We start from the raw sequence: 26,497 nt of genomic DNA, 5'->3' as shown, positions 1-26,497 counted from the left end.
ATTATGAAACATGTCGCTATCATCGGAGCCGGTTTAGGTGGTTTAAGTGCCGCTATTTCACTCGCTTCAAAAGGATTTAAAGTTACTGTCGTTGAACGAAATGATCATATTGGTGGAAAATTGATGCCGCTGATCACGGAAGGACACCGGTTTGATTTCGGTCCAAATACCATCACGATGCCCGAAGTCTTTCAATCTGTCATCCGGGAGTCGGGAGCAGATCCCGATGATTACTTCCAGTTCGAAAAATTAGCACGCCATACCGCCAATCACTTTCCTGACGGGCGGACCTTAACTTTTACGCATGGCCGAGAAGCAATGCGGACGGAAATCGATCGTTTTACGAACGGACAATTAGCAAAAAATGATATCACAGGCTATCAAGAAGAGGCCGCCGAATTATTCCGAATCGCTAAACAGCAATTTTTTATCAATATCGATTCATATTTCAATTTCTCTTTACTACGAGATATGGTCAAAGTTCACCCGTTCAAAACGATCCATTCGCTGCACAAGAGCTATTTCAAGGATCCTCAACTGATTCAGGCACTCGATCGTTACGCGACGTATATTGGTAGTAGTCCGTATCAGGCGCCCGCGACATTTGCTTTAATCGCTCATCTCGAACTGAATGACGGCGTCTACTTTACTCGTGGCGGAAATACGGCAATCGCAGAAGGGTTCGCACGCCGGGCGCAAGAGATGGGCGTCGTTTTCCGCTTAGGCGAGGAAGTCACACAAATCGAAGTTACGGATGGACTTGCGACAGAAATCGAACTGAACCATGTCGATTACTTACCTGTCGACTTCGTCGTGATGAATGGTGATCTATTGACACAATACCCGCGTCTCGTTTCGGAAACGATTCGACCCGATTTTAAAAACCCGACACCCAGTCAAATGGAACCTTCGATTTCGGCCTATGTTCGTTGTATCGGGCTCACGCGACGAATTGAAGGGCTTGCCCATCATAACGTCTTCTTCTCATCGGATTATGAAGCAGAATTTCGTGCCCTTTTTGAAGAACACCGTTACGCGGAAGAACCGACCATCTACATTTCGAATTCTTCCGTTACGGCACCTGAGATGGGCGAAGCTGGGGACAACCTCTTTATACTTGTCAACGCACCCGCGACGAATGAAGGCAACGTCATCGACTTCGACACGTATGATCACTTGATTAATCAACGGCTGAAACAGTTCGGAATCGATATCGAATCGGACGTCGTCTTCGAACAACGCATCACACCGACCGATATCGAACAAAAATTTTCTGCGTATCATGGGTCTCTTTATGGACTCTCTTCGAATGGTACACGCAATGCGTTCATGCGCCCAAGCAACCGTTCAAAAAATGTTCACAATTTGTTTTTCGCGGGAGGATCGACCCATCCTGGTGGCGGTAGTCCAATGGTGACGCTTTCAGGAAAACTGGCAAGTGAACGAATCGTGTCAAGTGCTGCCCAATCCCTGTGAACGTTATGTGAATTGCAAATCGATTACTTGTACGGACAACTAAGATTTGATACGATTACTTCGAGTTCAAGAGGTAGTGATTGACCCCACATCCTCAATCAAGCGCAAGGTGACTTCCCCGAGTCAAGAGCGTTTAGGAACTTAACACACTTGCAGCGGTTATTTGATTCATCGTTTAAGACCCACTTAAACGAAGTAGTTCTACGTTTGAACTGTCAGCATGATTTACGACGTTCCCCCTTAGATCGTCTCATCCTGATTAGTTCACAGGCAGCTCGTTGAAATACAGTTCATCCCCGTGAATTGTTGACCTGCCTTGTTAGCAACTGCTCAACTGTTTCAAAAATCGCTCAGAAACGTCTTAGACTCCCCGGTCTAGACGAAACATAAAAAAAAGACCTTGGTCCCCGCCAAGGTCTTTTTTTTATGGACTTTTAAATCGTTGCGAGTAACTTCATCTTTTGCCAGCGGCTTACGTACGCCCGCTTCGTAAAAACATCATATTGGTTATCGCGTGCCGCATCCAAAATACCACGATAAAGCAATGCTGCCACTTTTAAGGCCCGTCGACTTTCTTTTGGATAACGCTCGAACGAAGGACTTGCTGCATCATAGAGATGCTCTGCGCGTAGAGCTAATGCCTCCCAAAGACCTACGAAGTCCCCAGACGGCGTTCCTGCGAGCAAAGAATGTGGCGTGACGTCGTATTCATCCATCCATTCTTTCGGCAAATAGATTCGGCCACGCTTTGCATCTTCACCGACGTCCCGTAAAATATTCGTTAATTGCATCGCGATGCCTAACTCAATCGCAGATTGACGGAGTTCCGGTTGACCCGGTGCTAAAATCGGCAGCAGCATCAAGCCGACCGTACTTGCAACATAATAACTGTATTGTTCTGTTTCTTCGAGTGACTGATATCGATTTTTTTCGATGTCCCAACGCATACCTTCCGCCAGCTCAAGGAAAGGCGTCTCATCCATTTCATACCGTTCAAAGACATCCGTCAATGCAATCCAAAGTGGCTTTTTTATAGGGTATCCTGAACGGAACAAACGAAATTCTTCTAAAAAGGCTTCCAAACTTTCTTTAGGTGTGTCGGATTCATCAACGGCATCATCTAAAAAACGACAGAATGTATAAATGGCATAAACGGCTAATCGATCTTGTTTTGGTAATAACGAAAATGCTTTATAAAAGGTTTTTGATCCGTTCTGAATCGTTTCTTCACACGTTGCGTATGCCTGCGTCACTGTATTCATTTTTCCACCTCATCTCTTGTTCCATACGATTGACAAGTAATGTCGCTCCCATCATGACGATCGGAACGCCTCCACATGGATGGACGGATGCACCTACTGCATATAATCGTTCAATATCAGGATAAGGACGCGCCTGCGTTTTCAAGGCTGCTGATTGGCGAATCGTCGGTGCGATACCAAAGCTTCCGCCTTCATACAATCCAAACTCTTTTGCGTCTTGCGGTGTTCGGATTTGCATCTCTTCGATTTGATTACGGAATCCTGGATGATGATTCTCAATTTTCGTTAAGATGGTTTCAATAAAACCGTGTTGCTCGAACTTCTCCCGATTAAAATTCCGCGGAGAAGGAACTAACGCATAGACGACACTATCCTCACGATCCGTTAGCGAATCGTCAACCTTGCTCGGATTAAACAAATAAACAGCCGGATGTTCTGGTAGTTCATCTTGATGGAAAATCGAGTTCATCAACGGTTCTAGGTCATTCGGCATCAAAAAACGATGAACCGGCAGATTGACTTTTCCTCGCATTTTAAAATACAAGAGTAACGTTCCGCCAGAAGGCGTATAGGCTTTCGGTTTTTTCCCTTCGACAAGGTATTCCATCAATGGAAACTCACCGTTTAAAACAACGTTATCATAATGATATTCTGCATCACCCACTACGATACCTGTCGCTTGCCCGTCCTGAATCGTGACACGTTCGACGGACTGATTGAATTCAAAACGAACACCGCGTTCAACCAATACTTCATACATGCGTTCAGCTAAAGAGAAATAGCCGCCCTTAACGTACCAGACACCTTCTGCTTGTTCACGATATGGAATCAAACCGTAAATCGAGGGAGTTGTGTAAGGATTCCCACCAATGTAAAACGTCGGAAAACTGTAGGCCATTCGCAAGTATTTATTTTTAAAATATCGCTTCAAATGATCATGCGCTGTCTCAAGTGCATGCATCTTTACTAATGGTTTCAACATGCCTGGCTGTAACAATTCAGTTTTACGGAAATAACTCCGCTCTAAAAATTTCGAGACGCTGATGTCATAATCCTTTGATTTTTGATGCATAAATTCAGAAAAGCCACGGCCTTCTCCAAACTGTCGCTCAATCGCAACTGCCTGATCGACGACATCACCTAATTTCGTCACGACCGTCCCATCATCAAAATGTAAATCGTACAGGGGATCGATTCGTAACAATTCGACTCCATCGAGTCCCGCTTCCGCTAGCTGTTCCTGTAATTTTCCAGGCATCAAGACAATCGTCGGCCCTTGATCAATCCGACCGCCTGACTCAAAGTCGACAGAAGCGAGTCGACCACCGACCCGCCCTTCCTTTTCGTAGATTGTAATATCAATCTCTGGATAGCGTTTCGTCAATAAGAGCGCCGCATGCAGTGTCCCGACGCCCGCGCCTACAAATCCAATCTTCATTTCGTCACACCTACTTCACCAGTCAACAAATCGGCAGTGATACGAGCGGACTCAAAAATCGTCGGAAGGCCACTACCTGGGTGTGTCCCGCCTCCAACTAGATAGACATGATCTAATTCTTCAAACCGATTGTGTGGTCTAAAATACATCATCTGCGTCAATTGATGTCCTAAGTTGAACGTCGCTCCTTGATGGACCCCCATCGCTTCCCAATCGTCAGGCGTGAACATTTCTTCGACTTCAATTGCCCCTTCCACACCTTTATAAGGAGAACGTTCTTCTAGTGCATCGAGGACTTTCCGGCGTAACTTCGGTCCTTCAACTGCCCAATCAAGATCTGAATAATTATTCGGGACTGGGACGAGCACATATAGAGATGACTTGCCTTCAGGAGCAAGCGTCGTGTCAATGATTGAAGGATTTTGAACATAAAACGAAAAGTCTTCTGATAATTCAAGAGTCTGCGTCATCTCACGGACATTTTTTTCGTAGTCTTCCGCAAAATAAATCGTATGATGCGGAGCGTCAAACCGTTTATCGACACCTAAATACAACATGAATGTCGAACATGAGAATTTTTTACGATCGATTTTCGGACGGGACCATTTTTTGAGAACACCTTCCGGTACGAGATGATTCATCGCATGAGCGAAATCCGCACCTACGACTACATCGTCATATAACACATGTTCTCCCGATTCTAGAATAACACCGGTTGCTTCTTTTCCATCTAAAATCAATTGATCGACTCCAGCATTCAGATGAACTTTCCCGCCTAAGTCCTCAATTGCTTGTTTCATCGCTTCCGGGATGCGGTTCATTCCGCCAATCGGATGATGAACGCCGTAAGCATGTTCCATGTAAGATAGAATTGAAAAGCCGCCTGGACATTCCCAAGCTGACATACCAAGGTATTTTGCTTGGAACGTAAACGAATACTTTAATTCTTCACTTGTAAAGTAGTCCGACAATACATCATATAACGAGCGTCCTAACGATAGCCGAGGTAACGCCGTCAACACACGTGGTGATAAATAATCCGTCAATCGATCATGCTTCGTTTGGAGGATAGGCATCAACTTCCCTAGTTTTAATGCTTGTTCCGCCATAAAGCGATCATACCCTTCTCCATTACCCGGGAACTGGTCTTCAATTGCTTGCTTCATCCGGTCTCGGTCCGTCGTCATCGTGAACTGATCCTTTCCTCCATTGAAATAGAGTGTATACATCGGATCCAATGCCTTTAGTTCCAAATAATCGTGTAAATTCAATCCGATGCTCGTAAATAGATTTTCTAAAATATGGGGCATATTTAAGAAGGTCGGTCCTCGATCAAATTGATAATCACCAACTTGCACACGTGACGTCCGTCCACCTACGACTGCTTGTTTCTCGTACACAGTCACATCTACCCCTCGCCCTGCTAATAACATGGCGCAGGCGAGTCCTCCGGGTCCTGCTCCAATAACGGCTACACGCTGCTTCACACGAATCTCTCCTTTTTCTCTCTGGTCGTTTTAACTATTATACTAATCACATACTATGCCCACAAATCTAAAGTGCCTTCAAACTGTAAAAACGCCAAGCTTCCGATTAGGAAGTGGCGTTTGCAGTGACGATATACCAAGCTCCTTCTTTCAAAAATGGTGTGATCGATACATTTTCAAAACCGGCTGCATGTAATTGTTCAGTCAATTCTTTTTTTCCAGGAAGCGGATATAAATTTTCGTGTAACGTCATGAAGGCGTTAAAGGCAGCTGAGAACGGCGCCCCGTATTCACTATCCCGAAGTGGTGTGACAAGAATAACTGTTCCATCGTCCTTGACGAAGCGACGGACACCTTCGAGGAGACGGAGTCGCTCTTCCTTCGGAAAATAGTAAAGAATGTTGTTCATCATGACACCATCGTATGTTTCCGTTACTTCAAAGGTTTTAATATCTCCGACAACAAAATCAATTTCTCCTGTCGTATCGCGTCGCTTCGCTTCAGCGATGACAGACTCTTCGATATCAATTCCAGCCAAACGGAGTTCCGGTAAGGCTTCATGGATTTTTCGTAAGTATCCTCCGTACGCACATCCGATATCAAGTAAGGACGTGACGTTTTCATTTCGAATGATATGACGTACTGCCGGAAAAGCAACCGTTTCGACAAGTGCGGACGTCTCAGCAACAATGTCTCCGTGTTCCTCTCCATTAAAGGTCTTCTGTTGACCATCTTCTAAAAATTGCGGATAGGAAAATAAAGCCGGCAAATGAAGTTCCATCAGTTCTGATAACATGAAGCCGATACTGCGGTCATCTGATTTCGAGAGTTCTGGAAGGACATGCCGTGTTGCCGTGTACCGTAAATCTTTCTTTTTGAGGTGTCCGACTGCCAGGCCAACCTCGAACCAACGCGATAATGCCTCTGTTGTGAGCGGTTGCTTCAGTCGTATTTGGGCTTCTGCTTGTGTTGCGCCAGCACCTAAGACATCGAACAACCCATATTTATAGCCAATATATCCATGCCATAATGGTAAAACCGGTTCCGCCCGTTTCATCCATTTTCTCGCCCGAAAAACCTTTGTCCATTCTTTCAACTGTGCCACAAGCGTTCCCCTCTCTACCACGTAATACATCCCTTTTCCCAAATAACAACAACTTGTAAACAAAAAAAACGCATTAAACTTTTGCTTCAGACTGTATACAAAGTGCTATCGGGAGATAAAAGCATTTTTTTCGTTGTTTTCCTCGATCGAGGCGGGAAAACGCAAAATAAAAAGAGTCGACCATCGCTGTGCCGGAACACAATGATGGTCGACTCTCAACCGGACAGTGAATTAGAAGAACTCCATACCGAATGGTAACGAGTATCCTAAGAAAATCGTCACGAGTATGAGCACCGCAAATCCGAGCAAGAACCCAGAATACGATTTTCCTTTTTTCAGTCGAACTAATGTCAATTCACCCAAGATGAGTGACAATAAACCACCGGTGATTTTTGCATGGTATAAACCGTCCGGATTTTCAGACATCCCCATGATTTGGATATACAGATACAATCCTGTCGCAAACGTTAACACCAATAAGAGGCGAAAGGCCATATGGATTCCTTTAGCTGCAGGCTTCCCCTTCTTATACATTGAAAAGGCGACAAAGAACGCAACGAGTAGTAACACCCATAGTAAAACATGGGTATGAACAAAAGCAGTGATTGGCATGATGATTTCCCCCTTTTTCTAGTTCCTATTTCATGGTAGCTGATTTCCCCTGCTAGATATAGGGTTATTTTCGTAACATATCATTTATTCAAGAAATCGTCACACGTTCTACCAGTAATGGAAGTTTAACCATGAACGCACTTCCATGTTTTTCGATGGACTCGACTTGAATTTCTCCGCCGTGACCCGTGACGATTTCTTTACAGATCGCGAGTCCAAGTCCAGTCCCGCCAATTTTACGGCTATCTGAATTATCGACACGATAAAACTTCTCGAATAAGTGGTTGAGTGCTGCCGCTGGAATACCAATCCCTTGATCACGGACCTCGAACAAGACATGTTGTTCTTCAATCGACAGGGTCACGTCAATGTTTCCACCGAACGGTGAATATTTGACAGCATTGTTCAATAGGTTATTCATCAACTGTTTCATCTTTTCTTCATCTGCTTCTATGAGCGGAAGTGCCTCACTCATCGCCCGGAAAGAAATCGTGTGCTTTTTCGTCGATGCTGCATAAAATTGTGTCGTCTCTTCGAGGAGTAGACGCAAATCAAGCGGCTCTTTTTTATACGACTGTGTCCCCGATTCCATCCGTTGTACGTCAAGAAAATCATTGACGAGATTGGCAAGGCGCTCTGTCTCGGAGTGAATCGTCTGCAAATACTTATCTTGACGGGTCGTATCGATATCTCGATTCAACATCAACTCCGTAAATCCATAGATGGACGATAGCGGCGTCCGTAATTCATGCGAAACCGTCGAAACAAGCTCCGACTTCAGTCGATCCATTTCCGTCTCTTTCGTCACGTCACGCAAGACGAGCATCGTCCCTTTGTGAACACCAAGGATTTCAATCGACTCGACATAAAATTGAATGAAGACCGTTTGTTGTCGGATTGAGAATTGAAGACTTTCTGTCGGGACATCTCCTTCTAGAACGGCTTCAACGTACTGTGAAAATGCCGCTTGGTCATCGACGATGGAATGAATTGCTTCTAGGCAGAAATCAAGTGTCTCGACTTCTTCGTTCGCTCCATAGCGCAACTCTGGAAATAGATCATACAATGGCTGATTGACGAAGACCTCTTCTTTACCGGGTTCGATGTAAATGACCGCTTCACGGATCGAATCGAGAATACGTTCAGTTTTCGTTTTCTCTTTGTTCATCTCATCAAATAACCGCATCCGTAATAGGGAAAGTGACAATTGACGTGAGAACGACATGACATCCCGCATTTGTTCATTCGTAAATTGGTCGCGGTAACGAACGAGATAGATGAAAGCAATCACTTCATCCGATGACGGATCTAAAATCGGTACTGCTGTCTCATACATATAGTACGGGTAGGGCAACGGGTGATTACTCGATACTTGTTTAGACGAATGGACTGCTTTTTTCAAAGTATCTGCTCGCTTCAACAATGAGAAATCGCTACCTAGCAATTGTTCCGTCAATTGCTCCGTCATACCATGCGTGACGACAGAATAACTTTGTCCTTCATCGACGAAAACGAGGGCACCAATTTCTGAATCTGTAATCGTTACAAGTTTTTCGATAATTTCCGGATAGGCTGTCAATGCTTCCCGAGCCGCCAGCGTCTCTGTTAAATCATTTCGGTATTGAAGATGCTGTTCGTTTCGCATCGTCAGTTCTAGCGCTTCTTCTAACTCTTGTTGTTGGGCTTGCAGTTCTTCTTGTTGTGCTTGCAGTTCTTCTTGTTGCGCTTGCAGTTCTTCGTTTTTTGCAAGTAAGTGTTGTTTATTTTCTGAGATTGAACTGGCCATTTGATTGAATGACAAAGCTAGGATTCCGATTTCGTCTTTTCGTTTTGGGACTTGAATGTTCGAAATGTCTTCTCCATTTGCAAGGCGCTGACTATTTTTAACGAGTCCTAAAAGCTCAGAGGTGATTCTTCGAATGAACGGGTAGATAAAGAAAATCAACACAGCAATGACGACGATGATATTCGACAACCAAATCAGTTGTGTCGTTCGAATCTCTTGTCCTAACTGCTGGCTCGTTCTCTCTGCCCACTCATCAAGAAATTCACGGTATCCTCCAAGTGCCAACTCACTTTTATCGATTTCCGAGAGGACATCGATATTGCCTGCGTCATCTAATGAAATTTTTCCATCCGCGACAAGTTCTTTCCCTAATGGAAGATTTGTTAAAGTCGTCCCGCGAAGAAAAGTCTCCGTTACGTCCCCATCTTTTTTACCTTTTACATAGGACTGCACAAGCGGCAAAACCGAATCGAAGTAATAGCTATACAATTCGCGTGAAGATGTCGCATAGACTTTTCCTTGCTCATAAATCGCATTTTTTTCGAACCACCGTGTTTGACGATCAATCGTTGTTTGTTGCGCAGCGATTTTTTCATATAAGGTGGCATCCCCCATTAACGCATAACCACGCATATTAAACTGAAGGTCTTGCCACTCTTCCCATAGTGCACCGGCCCGGGCGCTACGATCCCTGATATCTTCAAGCTTCGCGCGGGTATCTTGTAACCTTGTGTCCGTATAGTTGTAGACGACCAAAGAAGAAATCATCAGCGTAGCTAAAACGACATAAAAGGAAGCCATTAGTTGGCGTCCGATTTTTCGATTAATCCACTTGATGATCACTCAATATCCCTCCTACGACATCAATCAACTCTAACGGACTGAACGGTTTTGAGAAAAAGTAATTCGCCCCGATCTCTTCAGCACGCTCACGGTCAGATTGTTGACTTTTAGCCGTTAACATCATGATCTTTAATTGTTGTTTGTCCGGATGACGTCGTACTTTTTCGATAACTTCGATTCCCGTCATTCCAGGCATCATGTAATCAAGTAATACAAGATCATAATGCTGACTCATGATTTTTTGATAGGCTTCGTCGCCATCCGTCGCTTCATCGATCGTGTACCCTTCATCTTCTAACGTATCAAGGACCAACATCCGTAATACGTCTTCGTCCTCTGCTAATAAAATACGTGCCATCTATAATTCCTCCTAAAATATCTACTCATCTTGGCGGTACTCGCTCCATCCTCACTTATACACATGGATGGAGGAAGTTCAACCATACTTCCTTCATTCTACACAGTTCCTTCATAATAGGAAATGGAAATTACTCGATGACTATTGTTTTTAAATGCGAGTCGTCTCATGCGCCTAGCCGAAAGGAGTTGATTCAAAAAGGAATCAACTCCTTTCACGTGCTTTTTCCTGTAGGAATCGTGTAAGGCGATATGCTTCCTTTTCCTCATATACAAGGGAAGAGGACTTTTGCAGGCACGCCTTAAAGAAACGAACATCAGGATTGGGAAAAATCCACATAGAAATGACCGATGATTCCCCTTTTTCATCGGATCATCGGCCATTTGATTGCGGTAAAGTGGAACCTTCCATCCTCGACGCCTACTGGAAAAGAAATCCTACTCTTGTTTACTCGTTAGATAACTTCAATCACTTGCTCTAAGGAAAATGCATAAATCAATTTTCGAGAGATAGAAATGTTCAAAATGGATTCAAGAGCTTCTTGATACAGGTTCAATTGTGTCGCGTAACGTTCGCAAAGAATCTCAGCTGGCGTTTGGTCAGCGCTCGTCTCGAAGACTTGGTCCGATTTATAGTCGAGAAGAATATAGTCCTCCCCGTCTTGAATTAAACAATCGACAATCCCTTGCATGACTGCTTGATCAACGGGACCATGCCAATCCGTACGAAAACGTGAGGCATCGATTTTGTACGTGAAAGGTAGTTCACGGTAGACGTCTCCCGTCCGTAAACGCTCCTCAAATAATCGTCCGATGCTTGAGGACAGGAATGTCTCGAGCTGATTTTGCGCATCACGCATCGTCAAAGCTTCTTGTTCTGAGATTCGTTCACCTGTCTCCCACTTCGTGATTTGTTCAGCGAGCGGCAGATCCGCTTCATAAAGTTGCATCGCTAAGTGTAAGACAGTCCCACGTTCTGCTCCCGTTAAGACCGGGCCTAAGAACTGTGGGGTCCGGTAATACGTCGCTTGACGTTCTGTCGCTTCAAACGCTGCCCGCTCCAGTTGTTCGGTCCGTTTGAGTTCAGTCACGGTTTGCTTCGCTGCCGTCTCGGTCGCAAGCTGGTGCGCATAGCGATAAGCAAAACTTTCTTCGATTCGCGCTTTGAAAGCGTCATTTTCAGGACGATCAATTTTTTCAAGTGAGCGGACATGTTCCAGTTGTTCAATCATCGTCGAAATTTCTTGGTATGGGGCAATTTCGTTCAGTTCCATGATCCGGAATGCCCATTGTTGCTCTCCTTCTTGTAACATAAAGTTTCGAAGTACAGCTGGTGCTACCCAGTCTGCATACGTTTTCGCATTACGACGGTCGATTTCCGGCAACAATAATTCGTCGTGTGGAGCAGCTTGCCATTTTACCAACTGTTCATCTAATCCCTTGATTGAACCGACTAATACCAGCTTTTCTTTTGCTCGGGTCATCGCGACATAAAGAACTCGCATTTCTTCCGCTTTCATTTCACGATCCATCTCACGGCGAATGACCTCTTTTAACAATGTACCTGACCGCAGGCGTTTGATTGGATCAATCGCGTCAAGCGCAATCCCATACGTTTTGTGTAATTGTATGGCTTGGATTTGATCTTGTTTATTAAATTGCTTTCCGAGCTGACTGACAATCGTGACAGGAAACTCGAGCCCTTTCGATTGATGAATCGTCATGATGCGAATGACATCTTCGTCTTCTCCTAGTGAACGAGCTTCGGAAAAGTCTTCGCCACGCTCAATCAAACGATTTATCAGTCGTAGGAAACGATACAACCCGCGATACCCTGCTCCTTCATATTGTTTTGCACGTTCGTATAACGCATTCAAATTCGCTTGACGACTTCGTCCTCCTGCGAGACACCCGACGTATTCGAAATACCCGGTTTGATCAAACAGTGAGCGAATGAGTGCAGCAAGTGACTTACCACGGGCTTCTGTCCGCCATTGGTTGACACGTTGTAACGCTTCATCGACTCGAATCCCGAGTGGTGTCGCTTCGCCTGCCACATGGACGGCAGCCTCATAAAAACTCGTATCCTTCGATTTTGCACGAATCCGTCCTAAATCACGATCGGTCAGACCAAAAATCGGCGACCGGAGCAAACTCGCGAATGGAATGTCCTGTAACGGATTATCAATCGTTTTTAATAATGCCATCATGATTTGAATTTCCGTCGCTTGGAAGTAACCGCCTGTCGTGTCCGCGTATACCGGCAGCTCATATTGTTCAAACACTTCAACGAGCGCTTGAACGCGTTTCCCACGTGAACGAACGAGCACGACGATGTCACGGTATTCACATTTTCGAAAACGTTTTTGTTTAGCATCGAAGACGAGATAGGGATTGTCATCATTGACCATCTCGATGATTCGGGTTGCGATGGCACGGGCCTCTAATTCTTCCTTATTTTCATCTTGTTGATCGATTAAAATCAATTCCGGTTCGACTTGTTCTGATTCGAAGTAACCCAGATTCCCGAGCCGTAGATAGGCTGCGTCGTCATAATCGATTTCACCGACGGCGGCATCCATCACTTGTCTGAAAATATGATTCGTCCCATCAAGGACTTCAAGACGACTCCGGAAATTTTTCGTCAAATCGATTCGTGTTCCATAATCTGTTTGCCGGAATCGCTTGAACTTATCAAGAAAAAGTCCCGGCTCAGCATGACGGAATTTATAAATCGATTGTTTAACGTCACCGACCATAAATAAATTACCGGTTTGTTCGTCTGATTGGGAGACTAACGTCAAGATACGTTCTTGCACTTCGTTCGTATCTTGGTATTCATCGACGAGCACTTCGACGAAGCGTTCTTGAAGCAAGCGGGCGACATCGGTCGGTGCCCCGTCTTCTTCTAAAACGGCTAAAGCAAAATGTTCCAAATCGGAAAAATCGACAAGCCCCCGTTCTTGTTTGGCTTCGAGATAGGCTTCAGCAAACTTTCGGACGAGTGTCACGATCATCTCGACATGTCCAAGTTGCGACCGAAGATCTTCGAGGTAGTCGACACCCTCTTTTTGAACGAATAGTTCCTGACGCTTTTTCAACTCACTGACGAGACGCGTCCGTTCCGTTTGAAATGTTTTAATCGCCTCATCCCCACGCGGACTTTTCCAGCGTCCGAACTCGACAGCTTGGAACGTCAGTGCGACCGTCGTCCAACGATCAGTCGCCGGATTAATACGGCGTAACGGTTCAATGTCACGCATTAGGAGCTCCGCCATTTCTGTATAGCCGGACTGATGCAAACGATAGGAGAGCTCAAGGTAACGTTCTAAAAGCGGTGCGATTTTTTGCCATTCTAATTCAAGGAGTCGTGTCAGCAACGAAGATTCATCAGGATCAACCGGCTGGTCGTATTGTGCAAGCAGATGCTCGTAAAAACCGTCTGGATCTGGTAGCGAACGCGAAAACCGGTACAAGTTTGAAATCAGAGAGAGCATTGCCTGATCGTCCCGATCGGAAGTATAACTATCAATCAATTCATAAAATGCCGGATTGGCGGCAGCGTAAAATTCTTCAAAGACCTCTTCCAGTACATCATCTTGTAACAACAATAATTCGGATTCATCCGCAATTCGAAAAGCCGGATCCAGCCCGATTCGATAATAGTTTTCCCGTAAGATTGATAAACAGAAGGAATGGATTGTCGTAATTTGTGCCCGGTTCATCATCTGACGCTGCTTCTTCAAATAAACATCGTCTGGGGCTTCTTTGATTTTCGCTTCGATCGCCTCGATGACACGCGTTTTCATTTCTTTTGCGGCAGCGTTTGTAAACGTCGCGACTAAAATCCGGTCTGCTGTCAGTGGATCTTCTTGATCGATGACGCGTTGCGTCAACCGTTCAACGAGTACGGCGGTCTTCCCTGAACCGGCTGCTGCCGAAACGAGAATGTGTCCTCCGCGCGCATCGATTGCTTGTTGTTGCTCATCCGTCCAATTGACGCTCATTCCTCTTCCTCCTTCAGTCGGTCCAATACTTCTTTTTCAGATAAAGGGTCCAGTTGACGATAACTGTTCCCGAGCGATTCGTCGAATTGACAGACCGAACGGTATTCGCAAAACGTACACGGTGTTCGCTCTTGATAGTCGAACGGATCGATGGCGATATCTCCCGCGTACATCTCGGCACTGCTTGTTTTCAATTCGTCCCAGGCATGATCCATCAACGCGTTCAGTTCCGCTTCTTTGACGACCCCTTTCGTATGTGATTTATGCAGTCCTGTCTTCGTAAACGTCACTTTGACGAGTGGCGATTTTTTCCGTTCATCAAACGCGATTTGATCCATCGCCCGTAACACATCATCATTTTCGACAATCACACCTTGCATCTGGTAGGATTCGAGCAATAAACGATTCCGTTCTTCTTCAGCCGCCGACAAATCACTTCGTAACATCGGATTTTTGACATGGAAGTACAGGGCGCCTGCTGGTTTCGCTTGTTGATTAAATAAGACTTCTGATTGTTCGACGACCGTTTTTAAATAGAACAACATCTGAATCGCAAGACCATAATAAATTTCAGCAAAATCAAGCGCTCGGGCACTCGACTTGTAATCGACAATCCGGACGTACAATTGGTCACCAATCGTCGCTTGGTCGACTCGATCAATTCGACCAGTGAATTCGATTTCCGTTCCATCCGGCAGTGTAAACCGTAAAGGAGGGAACATCGCGTTCCCAAAGCTGATTTCAAATAAATCAGGTTCGAAGTCAGACCGTTCTGCTTGTTTGACGAGCATCTTCGCCGTTTGTTCGACGACATCCGTTAATTTTTTCTGAATGTATCCGAACCGATTCGAACTCATCAAAATAGCATTTTGAATGTCTGGTGTCACTTTTTCCACGGCATTTTTCGCAAGTTCTGTGCACGATGCATCATCTAAATCACGCCATTTTCTGCCGGACTCCTTGATGTTGACGGACAAATCATTTAACGCGCCATGAAATAGATTTCCAATGTCGGGTGCCTCGAATTTATATAGTTTTCGTTCCTTCAAACGTAGCCCATACCGTGCAAAATGCTTATAGGAACACGCATTATACGTCTCAAATCTAGAGACACTCGCCTTGATGCTGTCACCGTAAAGGGAACGTGCTAAGTCGTCTGGAAGTTCATCTGCTCGGTTTTGATAAAATAACGCATCGACGAGTAACGCCATTCGTTCTCGTCCTTGACCATTCTCGAGCAATGCATTGTAGACATCAAACCATGACGATTGAATCGGATACCGGCGCTGTAAACGGCGTAACTCGATTGCCGTCGCAGCCGCCGCTCGGTCGGGATCAGTTACGAAATCGAATTGATCATTTGGTGCATGCTCTCCTGCTTCTGCGAAGTGTGTTTTGACAGGACGGTCTTGCAGTAACTGGTACTTGATTTGTTTCACGATGGAGGCTGGTTGTAATGCCTTCCCGTCCTCATCAACAAGAGCATAACTGATATACAACGATTCACTCGGTGCCGTCACTCCGTGGTACAGGTAGTATAATTCGTCATCAAAGACATCCAGTGACGCTTTACCGACCGGAACTCCATGATTGTGAAGGAAATCATGATCTCCTTCCGACAATAGTTTCGACTGGTCTTCGACGAACGGAATCATACCATCATTCGCGCCGAGTAAAAATGCGACTTTTACTCGTTGTAAACGCCCCCGGACATAATCCGTCGCGATGACCTGATCGAGCGATGGTGGGACGAGTGAGAAGCGCAGACTCTCAAGTCCGGTTTCGACCATTTGTACGAATAAGTCTGTCGACAGTTCCGTCTCAGGAGCTGCTGCTTCGAGTTGTTCAAGTAAATGTAAGACCGCTTCATATACTTGATCATGTTCCCGGGCATGACTGAGCTCATTGCGCTCGAGCGCCTCTTGTTTCCAACTGAACAGCCGATCTGTCAACTGGTGTTCTTCAAGGAACTGATAAAGCGAACGCGTATGTTCACTCATTGTTTTTGATTTCTTCAACCGGTCTTGTAACGGGGTAATCGCATCGACGACGAATTGACGCATCCGGTTTAACTCATCCTCTTCTTCGAGTTCCTCCGCCGTCAGACTGACTTCATCCGTTAAGCGTCGTTTCAATTGCCACGGCTTTTGCCACATCGTGCCTTTAATGCCACGTTCTAAGACAAACGTCTCCAATCGATCAAGCGCGAGCCGTTGATCATCTGCCGGGAGTGGCATCAATTCCGTTTTCAGCAGACGAAAGACTGCTTCTTCACGGTAACCGGCGACGACGAGCTCTAAAGCAGACTGAATCAATTCAACAATCGGATGATGAATCATCGTTTCCCGCTTATCAAGGAAATACGGAATATCATAGAGCTGAAACGCACGTTCTAAATGATCCGCATACGGTTCAAGATGTCGTACGATAAAAGCAATTTCATTGAACCGGTAACCATGCTGGCGCACGAGTTGGATTGCCTGGCGGACAGCGGCTTCCGTTTCGACTTGGCGATTGACGGCAGCTGTCACCGTGACCCCGTCCACTTCATGATCGACAGGAGGATAGGCAGGACTCATCAATGATTGTTCTAATGTTTGTAGTCCTTCCGACTTGAACTTAATCGTCCGTTCATAATGGACCTCTTCATGCTCGAGCTGTCGGTCTTGCATCTGTTCGAGCAATTGCATATAACAACGTTGGGAGACCCCAAACTCCGTCTGTTTCGCATAGGGATCGCTCACATCGATTGTAAAGCTGATATGCACTTCTTTTGCTAGTTCCATCAATTTAAGCAACACCTGTTGTTCCTGTAACGAAAACTCATAGAAACCATCAATAAAGAATTGTGTATTACCAAGACCTGCTGTCGGTAACAAGTCGAGTAACGTTGTATAGTAATCATCTGCATGAAGCGCTTTATCCACGATGCGTTCTGAGAACCGCTCATAAATCAGAGCTAAATCATTTAGTTTCGGCGAGCGTTCCGGAGAAAGTCCGCTAATTTGACGTAACATGTCTGGAGCGACGAGCGAACGTTTGAACGTAGCGATCAGTTCATCAAGCCCCTTGTAAAACCCGGGCATATTCTTTGTCCGTTTGAAAATCTTTAACTCATTTTCAACTTCTTCGACGACTTGACGTAATAACAACTGTGTCCCTGTCTCGTCTAAAAACGGAATCGCCTGATTGCCATGATCCCGCATGATATGAAAAGCAAAGCGCCGCAAACTCATGACTTCCATCCGTACTAATCCAGATAGGCGGGCATCCGTCGCAATTCGACGTTCCATCTCAAATGACATTTGATCGGGGACGATAAAATAAATCGGCTCTCCAAGTGGTCGCTCCTCGAGCTCATTGATTACAGTCTCTATTAATTTTGTGGTTTTTCCGGTTCCGGCACGACCGAGGTGCATATGATTCATGGTCATCAGTTCCTCCCTTAGCTCGTTTTTGTATACGTCATTATCTCATAAAACACGAACAAACGTCCGTTTTTGAAGCTATATTTTTCTACTTATTTTTGCTACACTGAAGCCAATTAAAATTAGTTAGACAGGAGGAATACCATGCTATATGATGACATCGGAAAACAACCGATGCTTGAACAGCTAGTCGCTCGCTTTTATCAACTTGTTTATGCCGACCCCATACTTCGTCCGATTTTTCCTGATGATCGTCAACGTGTCGAGCAGGCGCAAGTTATTTTTTTGACACACTTAACAGGTGGTCCACGCCAATATGAGTTAGATGATTCGCGGACGAATTTAGCGATGATTCACCGACTCTTACCAATTGAACAGCAACACGCCTTTCGCTGGATGGAGTTGATGGAAGTGGCCATCTATGAGACACTTTCCAATCGAGCTGTAGCTGAACGTTTGATGGAGCGCTTACGAATTGGTGCATTAAACGTCTTACGGATTTGTGAGGCTCATCAGGAACCGTGAGGGATTTTTCTTTCTCATCTGTCCATTTCCATGTAAAATGAAAGATGGAGGCGATAATTATGACTGAAGAACAAGATAAGAAACCTGATTTAGTGAAATCGGCACTCGAACAAGCAGAGGCGAAAACTGCAGAGGAACCGGTTGAAGAAGAAAAGTCTGACGAGCAAAAGAAACTCGAACATATTAAAGGACTCGTCACATTAGAGCGCGGTTCTGATTACTTCCGTGTCGTCTTTTATGATGACCACAAGCATTTGATTTTCAAGGAACTCGATTATGATCGTGTCGAATTCGTTGGTCGCTTCTATAATGATAGTTTTGACGCGACGAATTTGAAACAGCTCGAAGAAATTGCAGAGAAAGCACTCTCAACTTCGATTCGAAAACGTTTCCTTTAAGATAGGTTATGTATAGAGAAAGCCGCGTCCCTGGATTAAATGAGGGACGCGGCTTTTTTCTTATACGCTTGTTTATTCACTCTCGGGAGTGTTTCTTTTTTTGCGACGAAGTACATATGCGAGTACCCCTCCGGCAACGGCAAGCCCTGTCGCCGCTAAAACGGGAATCAATACTTTCTTCGAAGATAATTTTTGCTTCACTTGCTCTAAGCGAGATTCTGTTACTTCTTTTTGCGCAATCGATGTGCGGCGGTTAATCGTCATATGTTTTGATGCATCTGTGACGACTACTCGCTTTGTCACCCAACGTCGATTTCCTGCCTCGTCGACGATGAGTTGGCGTGTTCGCTTAATATCTTTAATTCGTTTGCCGGGCGTGTTTTCTGGACGGACGATCCGTGAACTAATAAAACGGCGTCCTCCATTAACACCGAAGCCCGGCTGTAATTTTCTACGGTTTAACCATTCATATGATTCATTCATCGTGTAGCGACCAGATCGGCCGCTTCACCTCCCCTTCAATGCGCATTCAGTTTCTACTCAAGTTCATTTCGCTCTCATTGGTAACGTTTCCTGTTAGAGTGTTCCACTTTTCTGCACTTTTTAAACGTGTTCATGTCCCGTCCCCTGGAAGCGTCGTTGCATTTCGTAAGCTAATTCTAGGGTTTTAATCCGCTGTCGTTCAATACTATAGGCAGATGCGGCCGTATCAATCCGCTGTCCTGTTTGAAACTCGACTTGCACCTTTCCGCCACTCTTCTTAACGGTCTTCATTTGTTTAAAGTTAATCCAGATGCACTCCGCCTTTTCTTTAGCTGTCGTCGGAAAGAAGATGGTTTGTGCTTGCCAATCAATTAAAACCGGCGTTTTTCGGTTTGGTCCTAAGATATGTCGTGCTGCTTCAATTCTTCCTCGCATCGAAGAACCAAAATACAAACATGATTCTTCAATCAGTTTGATCGGATGTCCTTCGAGCACAAGTTCCGACCGTTCTTTAATAAGTAGTGTTTGCGGTTCCCCGTATTGACCGTACTGAGGAATAAGAGCTAACGTTTCTTCCGTGATGTTATGTGGCATCCTACTATCTCCCTTCTTCTATTACTTTGTTTATATCAAAGAACCCACCTGTACGCCCTCGACTGTTCGATATTTCCCAATATAAAAAACGAGATATCGCTATCTCGTTTTTAAAGTTCTTTCGTTGATTGGTCCATCTCTGGCTTAAAATGACGTGGGAATTTGAAAATCACACAAACTTTATCTTTTCCATTTCCCACTGCTTGGTTCTCGATTGAAACTTCCCCGTCATGACGCTCAACGATACGTTTTACGATATAAAGACCTAGACCAAATTTACCTTCTTTACCACGTGAAAATTGATGGAAAAGTGGTGATGATGAATCGAGTGGTGGACCGTCGTTTTCAATCTCGATTTGAGCTATCTCTTCGGTCCCGGATAAACGAATATCAATCGATGTCTCGGCATATCGCATCGCATTATCAATTACATTTTCAAGTGCAACTCGTAATTGTTCTCCTTCGCCAAGTACAAGACCGGCTTCCCCTGTAATCGTCCACGAAAGCGGCTTTGTACTTGAAAAACGACTTTGTAGTAAATGAACCATTCGGTCTAAATCAATCGTATCCCATGTAGAACGATCTAATTCAAAGTAATCCAATTTTGTCACATAAAGCAAGGCAGCGACTTTCTTTTCTAACCGCTCGGCCTCTTCCTCAATCACTGAGACCGAACCTGTCAAATCACCATCCGGATAAATCCCGTCAGAAATGGACTGTGCATAACTGCGAATGACCATGATTGGTGTCTTCAGGTCATGTGAAATATTTTGTAGCAATGCTTTTTGTGCTTTATCCTGCTTTTCTAAATCGACGCGCATGGCATTGACCGATCGTGCCAAACGACCAATTTCATCTCCGCGATCAAGAGGAAGTGGCGTATTCCACTGTTGCGCTGCAATCTTTCCGACTGCACCTTCAATTTCAATCAATGGTTGCGTCAAGCGACGTGCTAACCAAAAAGCGATGAACAATGTCAAGATACTCACAATTACGACGACCCAGCCAATTTTTGAAAACAATTGCGTAATCAGTTCTTGACGATAGGCATCCCAGACATAAGAGACACGATAATACGTCTCCCCTTCCGATTCTATCTTGAGAATGCTGTAATAGACGTCTTCTTTATCAAGTTGCGTCGTATATTTTTCCGTTTCTGCTTTTTGATTGATCGCATCACGATACATCTGATCAATCAATTGTTGCGGGGCTCCCCCATAATAGAGTTTCCCATTTTTCGAAAGCAACAAAATATTAACGGAACGCGACTCCTGTTTTCGACGATCAAATTCAATTGGATTGTCCTGCAACATGTCGATGACAGAAGCATCTTTTGAAAAGAAGACTTCACTGTTTTCTAACGTCGAATAGACCTGTTCATCAATAAAGTTTCCAATCGATGACCGCATGACGACTAGGATAACGATCGAGAGCGTTGCGATGACGAGTAGAAACATCGCCCAAATCTGAAATCCCAAACTCCGATTCTTCATGCAGACACCAACCGGTAGCCAATCCCATAAATCGTCTCTAGTTCAAGTTTGGATAATTTTTTCCGGACTCGTCGAACTAAATCGTCGACGACACGATCGGAACCAAAGTAATCATCACCCCAGACACTGACAAGAATCTGTTCACGGGACATTGGCGTCCCGATTTGTGTCGCGAATAAAATCAACAAATCATACTCTTTTGAGGTCAAATCAATTTCTTGACCATTTTCTTCGATGACTCGTTTTTCAGGATAGATTGTATAATCGCCATACTGAATCACTCCTGTTTTTGGTGTCGCATAGGCGCGCGCTAAGATTTTTTTGACACGAATGACAAGTTCTCTTGGCAAAAACGGTTTCGCGATGTAATCATCCGAGCCCATTTCTAAGCCGATGATTTTGTCGATATCTTCGTCTCGGGCAGAGATGAAAATAACAGGTGTCGTCTCATCATGTGCCTTGATCCGTTTAATCAACTGAAATCCGTCCATATCCGGTAACATAATATCGAGCACCCATAAATCAGGCTTTTCAATAATCGCTGAAGCTGCCGCTTCCCCAGAGGTGAACGATTTCACTTGCCATCCTTCTTGTTCTAAATATTTTACGAGCACGCGGTTCAGATTCACTTCATCATCCACTAAATAAATCGTATGCATCACTGTCACTCCTGACTAAGTCCTTTTTTTGTAGTGTATCAAAGGAATTCCGCACAATTATGTGAGAACACTCCAAATGTGAAAAAAACGCCCTCTTTTATCCAAAAAGAGGCGCGTTTAGTCAGTAACACTATTTATTTTACGAGGCGCAACGATGGATAGGTTGCACGTTCTACGTTCGTTTTAACATCTGTCGCAATATGACGACGTTCCGTCTTTACAATATGTGCTAAGAAGGTTGCTCCTCCACCGAGTAAGACCGTGACACCTGTCATTAAAATGATTTCCATTGTTTTCGCCGCCCTTTTCTATCGCAATTGATAATCAGTATCATCTTCAATACGACTATAACACGATGAAACGAAAATGAGAAGCGTTCTCAAGCAGTTTGTTACGAAGAAAATTTATCTTGTTCCTCTTCCCGTCGCTTTTGAATAATTTCACGCCATTTAAAATCACCTTGTTCAAGCCCATTAATTAAAATCTCAGCCGTCCCGACATTTGTCGCTAACGGCAAGTCATAGACATCACATAAGCGAATCAAGGCCGATACATCCGGTTCATGAGGCTGTGCCGTCAACGGATCACGTAAAAAGATCACGATGTCAATTTCCCCTCGAGCAACCATCGCGCCAATTTCTTGATCGCCACCAAGTGGTCCAGATTTACAGCGGTGTACGTCGAGCGCCGTCGCTTCGACGATCCGCTTCCCTGTCGTCCCCGTGGCGTACAATTGATTCTTTGCTAAATAGTCCTGGTAGGCCCGGGCAAACATGATCATCTCATCTTTTTTCTCGTCATGTGCAATCAATGCAATGTTCATTTTATCGTCCTCCTCTCTAGAGTATATGCACTCAAACGCGCCTTCAAAAACCTCTCATTTTCATGAATAGACTAAAAAACCGACGATGTTCACGCTTGAACGTCGTCGGTTAAGAAGGATGTCATGAATTGGATGGTTGTTTTTTCAACACGGTCCGTAAAATTTTTCCGGTCGTATTGCGTGGCAATTGATCAATGAATTCGAGACGTGTCGGACACTTGTATTTCGCGAGTGAAATCGCACAAAAATCGAGAAGGTCTGCTTCTGTGACGCTATCTTTTAACACGATAAATGCCTTGACGGCTTCTCCCATCTCTTCATCTGGTACACCGATTACGGCAGCTTCGACGACCCCTGGATGTTTATAGAGCACTTCTTCGACTTCACGTGGATAGACATTGTAACCACCAACGATAATCATATCTTTTTTCCGATCGACGATATAAAAATAACCGTCCTCGTCTCTTCTCGCGAGATCTCCCGTATATAACCAGCCGTCGCGTAGCGTCGCTTGTGTCTCTTCCGGCATCTTATAATAGCCCGTCATGACATTCGGTCCACGGACAATTAACTCTCCGACTTGACCATCCGGTAATTCTTGTCCGAGTTCGTCCACAATTTTATTTTCGACATCGATGATGGACGGACCGATCGACCCCGGCTTTTGGATTCCATTTAACGGATTGAAGCACGTGACGGGTGAGGCTTCTGATAGGCCGTATCCTTCTAGTATGTGACAGTTGAACGTCTTTTCAAATGATTCAAGTAAAGGAACCGGTAAGCTCGCTCCACCGGAAACGAATAATCGGCTCGACGCAAAGTAATCTGCAAAATGCGGGTGGGCTTGAACCGTCTGAAGAAGGAAATTATACATTGTCGGTACGCCGGCAAAAATCGTAACTTGCTCTTTTTTCGCCAGTTCAAACGTTTCTTGCGGTGAAAAACGTGGTGCAATGATGATTGATGCTCCGTGTGCAAGTGAAGCGTTAACGACGACCGTCAAGCAAAAGACATGGAACATCGGTAACACAGCGAGCGTCCGGTCGCGCTCTGACACATTTAAGTATTCACCAATCGATTGTGCATTTGATGTTAAGTTACGGTGTGAGAGCATGGCGCCTTTCGGTTTCCCTGTTGTTCCGCTCGTATACAAAATGACTGCCGTATCATCGAGTTCATTCATCACGTCTTTGACCGGATGTTCGATGGAAAGCCAGTCTTCTAACGTCGTAAATTCAACATTCCCGATTTTTTCGCTTGGGCCAATTACCCCGTTAAACGGCACCGATACGACAACGGATAAGTTCGGTAAATGAACTAACCGTGCTTTTGCTGCTTCGACGAGCGGAGCGATCCCAAGAATTCCTTTAACGTCCCCATTCATCAAAATGTACCCGATTTCATCCGGTGTATATGTTGGGTTGATTGGAATCGCAATCGCCCCTTGCTTCATGATGGCATAATACCCAACTAAAAACGCTGGACTGTTCCCAAGTATCAATGCAACATGATCTCCTTTGCGAATCCCGTTCGCTTCTAATGCCCCTGCTGCCCGGTAGAACTTCTCGACAAACTCATGATAACTGACTTTCGTGTCTTCGAAGACGTAGGCGACTGCATCCGGACTTCTCCGGGCGGTCTCCTCTACAGAATGAATCAATCCCATCATCATTAACTTCCCCCTTCAAATGAACAACCATTCATTTTTTACGCAAAAAAAAACCATACATAACGCTTGCGTTAGTATGGATAGTATATCATTTTATGGAAACGTTTTCACGTTCTTTATCATTATCCGTTGATGATGACACCACCATTGAGATGAAGCACTTGTCCTGTCATATAGCTCGAATCATTACATGCTAAGAACACATATGCGGATGCCATTTCTGCCGGTTGGCCCGGTCGATCCATCGGTGTATTTTTACCAAACGTTTTTACCGATTCATCCGGGAACGTCTCCGTGATCAACGGTGTCCAAATCGGACCTGGTGCGACAGCATTGACACGAACCCCTTGTTTTGCGAGATTCATGGATAAACTTCGCGTGAAGCTGACGATCGCCCCTTTTGTTGAAGAATAATCAATCAGAAGGGCATTGCCTTCATATGCTGTTGATGATGTTGTATTGATGATGGCAGATCCTTGCTTGAGGTGTGGTAAAGCAGCACGTGCAAGACGCATCATTCCAAAAATATTTGTTTTGAATGTCTTCTCCAGCGACTTGTCTTCAATATCGAGAAGCGAGTCTTCTGGTTTTTGCATACTCGCATTATTGACTACAATATCGAGGCGGCCAAATTTGTCGATTGTTTTTTGAACGAGTTCTTCACAATAAGCTGCGTCTCCAATGTCTCCTTTAGACAGGAGCACTTCCCCACCAAGCTCTTCGACACGCGCTTTCGTTTCTTCCGCGCCCTCTTGGTCGCCATAGAAGGCGATGACGATTTTCGCACCTTCAAGCGTATAGGCAAGCGATACGGCACGTCCGATTCCGGAATTACCACCAGTGATGATTGCGACCTTGCCTTTTAATTTCCCGGCCGCACGATAATCGTCACGTTCATAGTAAGGGAGCGGTTGATTATCCTCTGTTTTTGGTAACCCTTCTGAGACCTGTTCAAAATTGATGAAATCCTCTAACGTACCTTCTAAAAAGTTATCTTTATTGTAGCCCATAAAAAAAGCTCCCCCTATGCAAGTTGATAGAGAGAGTTTTCCCAAAAAAGCTTATGCTAAAACGTCGAGTACTTCGTCTAGTTCGACAGCACCAAAATATTTTTTTAATTCATACTGACTTAATACTTCCCGCAATGACGCACGGTCGTATCGTTTTCCTTCTAATGCTTGAGCAATTTCCGAGGCATCCGCGACACCAAAGAAATCTCCATAGATTTTCGCTTCTTGAATGATGCCCTTCGTAACATTAAGCCGGAAATCAATCGTTCCGATCGGGAAACGTTTTTTATGGATGACATCAAACTTCGGAGACTTGCCGAAGTTCCAGTCCCAGTTGCCATACCGTTCTGCTGAAATCGCATTAACCTTTTCCCAGTCTGCTTCCGTCAACGTATAACGCTCGATTTCTTTTCCTTCATAAATCGAAGCGAGCAGATGATCAACGAATTGATCCATCGTCAACGGTTCAGTTAAGAATTCAGAAATATTGGCGACACGACTACGAACTGATTTGATTCCTTTTGATCGCATTTTTTCTTCGCTGACGACTAACGCATTGACGACTTCTTCAATATTCGAATCAAGCATCAATGTCCCGTGGCTAAACATCCGCCCACGGGTCGTAAACTGAGCATTCCCACTAATCTTACGCGTTCCGACATGAATATCGTTTCGCCCAGATAGCTCAGCTTCCACGCCCAGTTTGTGAAGGGCTTGCACGACAGGCTCCGTGAACTTTTTGTAGTTATTAAACGAATCACCGTCATCTTTCGTCAAGAAACTGAAGTTCAAGTTTCCCTCATCGTGATAAACCGCTCCACCACCAGATAGACGACGCACAACGTGAATGCCATGATCCTCGACGTACTTCAAGTTGACTTCTTCATTCGTGTTTTGATTTTTTCCGACGATGATGGAAGGACCATTGATATAAAATAAAAAATAGTCTTCTTCATTGACGTTCAAGTTATTCAAGATGAATTCTTCGACAGCAAGGTTAATCCGCGCATCTCGAATTTCAGGGTGAAAGATAAGTTTCATG

At 44.7% G+C, this 26,497-nt stretch carries 21 protein-coding genes; 3 read left to right on the top strand and 18 right to left on the bottom strand.

The genetic code is table 11. The features are described 5' to 3' along the window. Positions 1–3 precede the first annotated feature (3 nt). Complete coding sequence (locus tag A0126_RS03725) at positions 4–1,476, top strand: phytoene desaturase family protein (RefSeq protein WP_088836493.1); 1,473 nt, start codon at positions 4–6, stop codon at positions 1,474–1,476. A 434-nt stretch (positions 1,477–1,910) separates the two neighbouring features. On the opposite strand, the gene A0126_RS03720 is transcribed toward A0126_RS03725, so the two are convergent. The 9 genes from A0126_RS03720 to addB all read right to left on the bottom strand — a co-directional run bounded on the left by A0126_RS03720 (position 1,911) and on the right by addB (position 17,807). Then, entirely contained in the window at positions 1,911–2,738 is an 828-nt protein-coding gene (locus A0126_RS03720) for a phytoene/squalene synthase family protein (protein WP_088836492.1), read from the bottom strand. Next, entirely contained in the window at positions 2,704–4,176 is a 1,473-nt protein-coding gene (locus A0126_RS03715; protein ID WP_088836491.1) for a phytoene desaturase family protein, read from the bottom strand. Before A0126_RS03715 ends, A0126_RS03720 begins: the two co-directional genes overlap by 35 nt. Further along, positions 4,173–5,663, bottom strand: coding sequence for a phytoene desaturase family protein (locus A0126_RS03710; protein ID WP_088836490.1), 1,491 nt, complete (start codon positions 5,661–5,663; stop codon positions 4,173–4,175). Before A0126_RS03710 ends, A0126_RS03715 begins: the two co-directional genes overlap by 4 nt. A gap of 106 nt (positions 5,664–5,769) precedes the next feature. Beyond that, positions 5,770–6,768 (bottom strand): class I SAM-dependent methyltransferase, encoded by a 999-nt coding sequence (locus A0126_RS03705; RefSeq protein WP_088836489.1) that lies wholly within the window; start codon positions 6,766–6,768, stop codon positions 5,770–5,772. A gap of 231 nt (positions 6,769–6,999) precedes the next feature. Next, complete coding sequence (locus A0126_RS03700) at positions 7,000–7,380, bottom strand: DUF1516 family protein (RefSeq protein ID WP_088836487.1); 381 nt, start codon at positions 7,378–7,380, stop codon at positions 7,000–7,002. 88 nt (positions 7,381–7,468) lie between these two features. Beyond that, complete coding sequence (locus tag A0126_RS03695) at positions 7,469–10,009, bottom strand: HAMP domain-containing sensor histidine kinase (protein WP_088836486.1); 2,541 nt, start codon at positions 10,007–10,009, stop codon at positions 7,469–7,471. Beyond that, a complete protein-coding gene (locus A0126_RS03690) occupies positions 9,990–10,367 on the bottom strand; it encodes a response regulator (RefSeq protein WP_029332854.1) in 378 nt (125 codons plus the stop codon). The genes A0126_RS03695 and A0126_RS03690 overlap by 20 nt, the downstream gene beginning before the upstream one ends. Positions 10,368–10,821: 454 nt before the next feature. Further along, positions 10,822–14,373 carry a helicase-exonuclease AddAB subunit AddA gene (gene addA, locus A0126_RS03685; RefSeq protein WP_088836485.1) on the bottom strand — a complete coding sequence of 1,184 codons (3,552 nt, stop codon included), beginning with the start codon at positions 14,371–14,373 and terminating at the stop codon, positions 10,822–10,824. Then, complete coding sequence (addB, locus tag A0126_RS03680) at positions 14,370–17,807, bottom strand: helicase-exonuclease AddAB subunit AddB (protein ID WP_239456838.1); 3,438 nt, start codon at positions 17,805–17,807, stop codon at positions 14,370–14,372. The genes addA and addB overlap by 4 nt, the downstream gene beginning before the upstream one ends. 138 nt (positions 17,808–17,945) lie before the next feature. Here addB and A0126_RS03675 point away from each other — a divergent pair, with 138 nt between their 5' ends. Together A0126_RS03675 and A0126_RS03670 are read left to right on the top strand one after the other, a co-directional pair. Further along, positions 17,946–18,326: a truncated hemoglobin gene (locus tag A0126_RS03675; protein WP_088836484.1), complete on the top strand. Its 381-nt coding sequence runs from the start codon at positions 17,946–17,948 to the stop codon at positions 18,324–18,326. A gap of 59 nt (positions 18,327–18,385) precedes the next feature. After that, positions 18,386–18,724 carry a hypothetical protein gene (locus tag A0126_RS03670; RefSeq protein WP_029332850.1) on the top strand — a complete coding sequence of 113 codons (339 nt, stop codon included), beginning with the start codon at positions 18,386–18,388 and terminating at the stop codon, positions 18,722–18,724. Between the two features lie 72 nt (positions 18,725–18,796). Here the strand turns inward: A0126_RS03670 and A0126_RS03665 are convergent, their stop codons facing one another. From A0126_RS03665 to A0126_RS03630, 9 genes are all read right to left on the bottom strand, one after another. Next, a complete protein-coding gene (locus tag A0126_RS03665) occupies positions 18,797–19,207 on the bottom strand; it encodes a hypothetical protein (RefSeq protein WP_029332849.1) in 411 nt (136 codons plus the stop codon). Positions 19,208–19,327: 120 nt separating this feature from the next. Continuing rightward, the gene (locus tag A0126_RS03660) at positions 19,328–19,801 is read right to left on the bottom strand and encodes a competence protein ComK (protein WP_034801199.1); all 474 of its coding nucleotides are present in this window, start codon (positions 19,799–19,801) and stop codon (positions 19,328–19,330) included. A 110-nt stretch (positions 19,802–19,911) separates the two neighbouring features. Then, positions 19,912–21,279, bottom strand: a complete 1,368-nt coding sequence (locus A0126_RS03655) for a HAMP domain-containing sensor histidine kinase (protein ID WP_239456836.1) — start codon at positions 21,277–21,279, stop codon at positions 19,912–19,914. 11 nt (positions 21,280–21,290) lie between these two features. Beyond that, the gene (locus A0126_RS03650) at positions 21,291–21,956 is read right to left on the bottom strand and encodes a response regulator transcription factor (protein WP_088836482.1); all 666 of its coding nucleotides are present in this window, start codon (positions 21,954–21,956) and stop codon (positions 21,291–21,293) included. Positions 21,957–22,087: 131 nt separating this feature from the next. Further along, the gene (locus tag A0126_RS19380; protein WP_167331094.1) at positions 22,088–22,243 is read right to left on the bottom strand and encodes a hypothetical protein; all 156 of its coding nucleotides are present in this window, start codon (positions 22,241–22,243) and stop codon (positions 22,088–22,090) included. Positions 22,244–22,344: 101 nt separating this feature from the next. Continuing rightward, positions 22,345–22,776, bottom strand: a complete 432-nt coding sequence (locus A0126_RS03645) for a methylglyoxal synthase (RefSeq protein WP_088836481.1) — start codon at positions 22,774–22,776, stop codon at positions 22,345–22,347. A 121-nt stretch (positions 22,777–22,897) separates the two neighbouring features. Further along, positions 22,898–24,442, bottom strand: a complete 1,545-nt coding sequence (locus A0126_RS03640; protein WP_088838434.1) for a fatty acid--CoA ligase family protein — start codon at positions 24,440–24,442, stop codon at positions 22,898–22,900. A gap of 125 nt (positions 24,443–24,567) precedes the next feature. Continuing rightward, on the bottom strand, positions 24,568–25,455 hold the full coding sequence (locus A0126_RS03635) for an SDR family oxidoreductase (protein WP_088836480.1): 888 nt from the start codon (positions 25,453–25,455) through the stop codon (positions 24,568–24,570). 51 nt (positions 25,456–25,506) lie between these two features. Beyond that, positions 25,507–26,496, bottom strand: coding sequence for a lipoate--protein ligase (locus A0126_RS03630; protein ID WP_029332843.1), 990 nt, complete (start codon positions 26,494–26,496; stop codon positions 25,507–25,509). Position 26,497: the final 1 nt, after the last annotated feature.

The sequence above is a fragment of the Exiguobacterium sp. N4-1P genome, from assembly GCF_002214325.1.
Note: the sequence above shows the minus strand (reverse complement) of the source record. Positions and strands in the feature narration are given on the sequence as shown.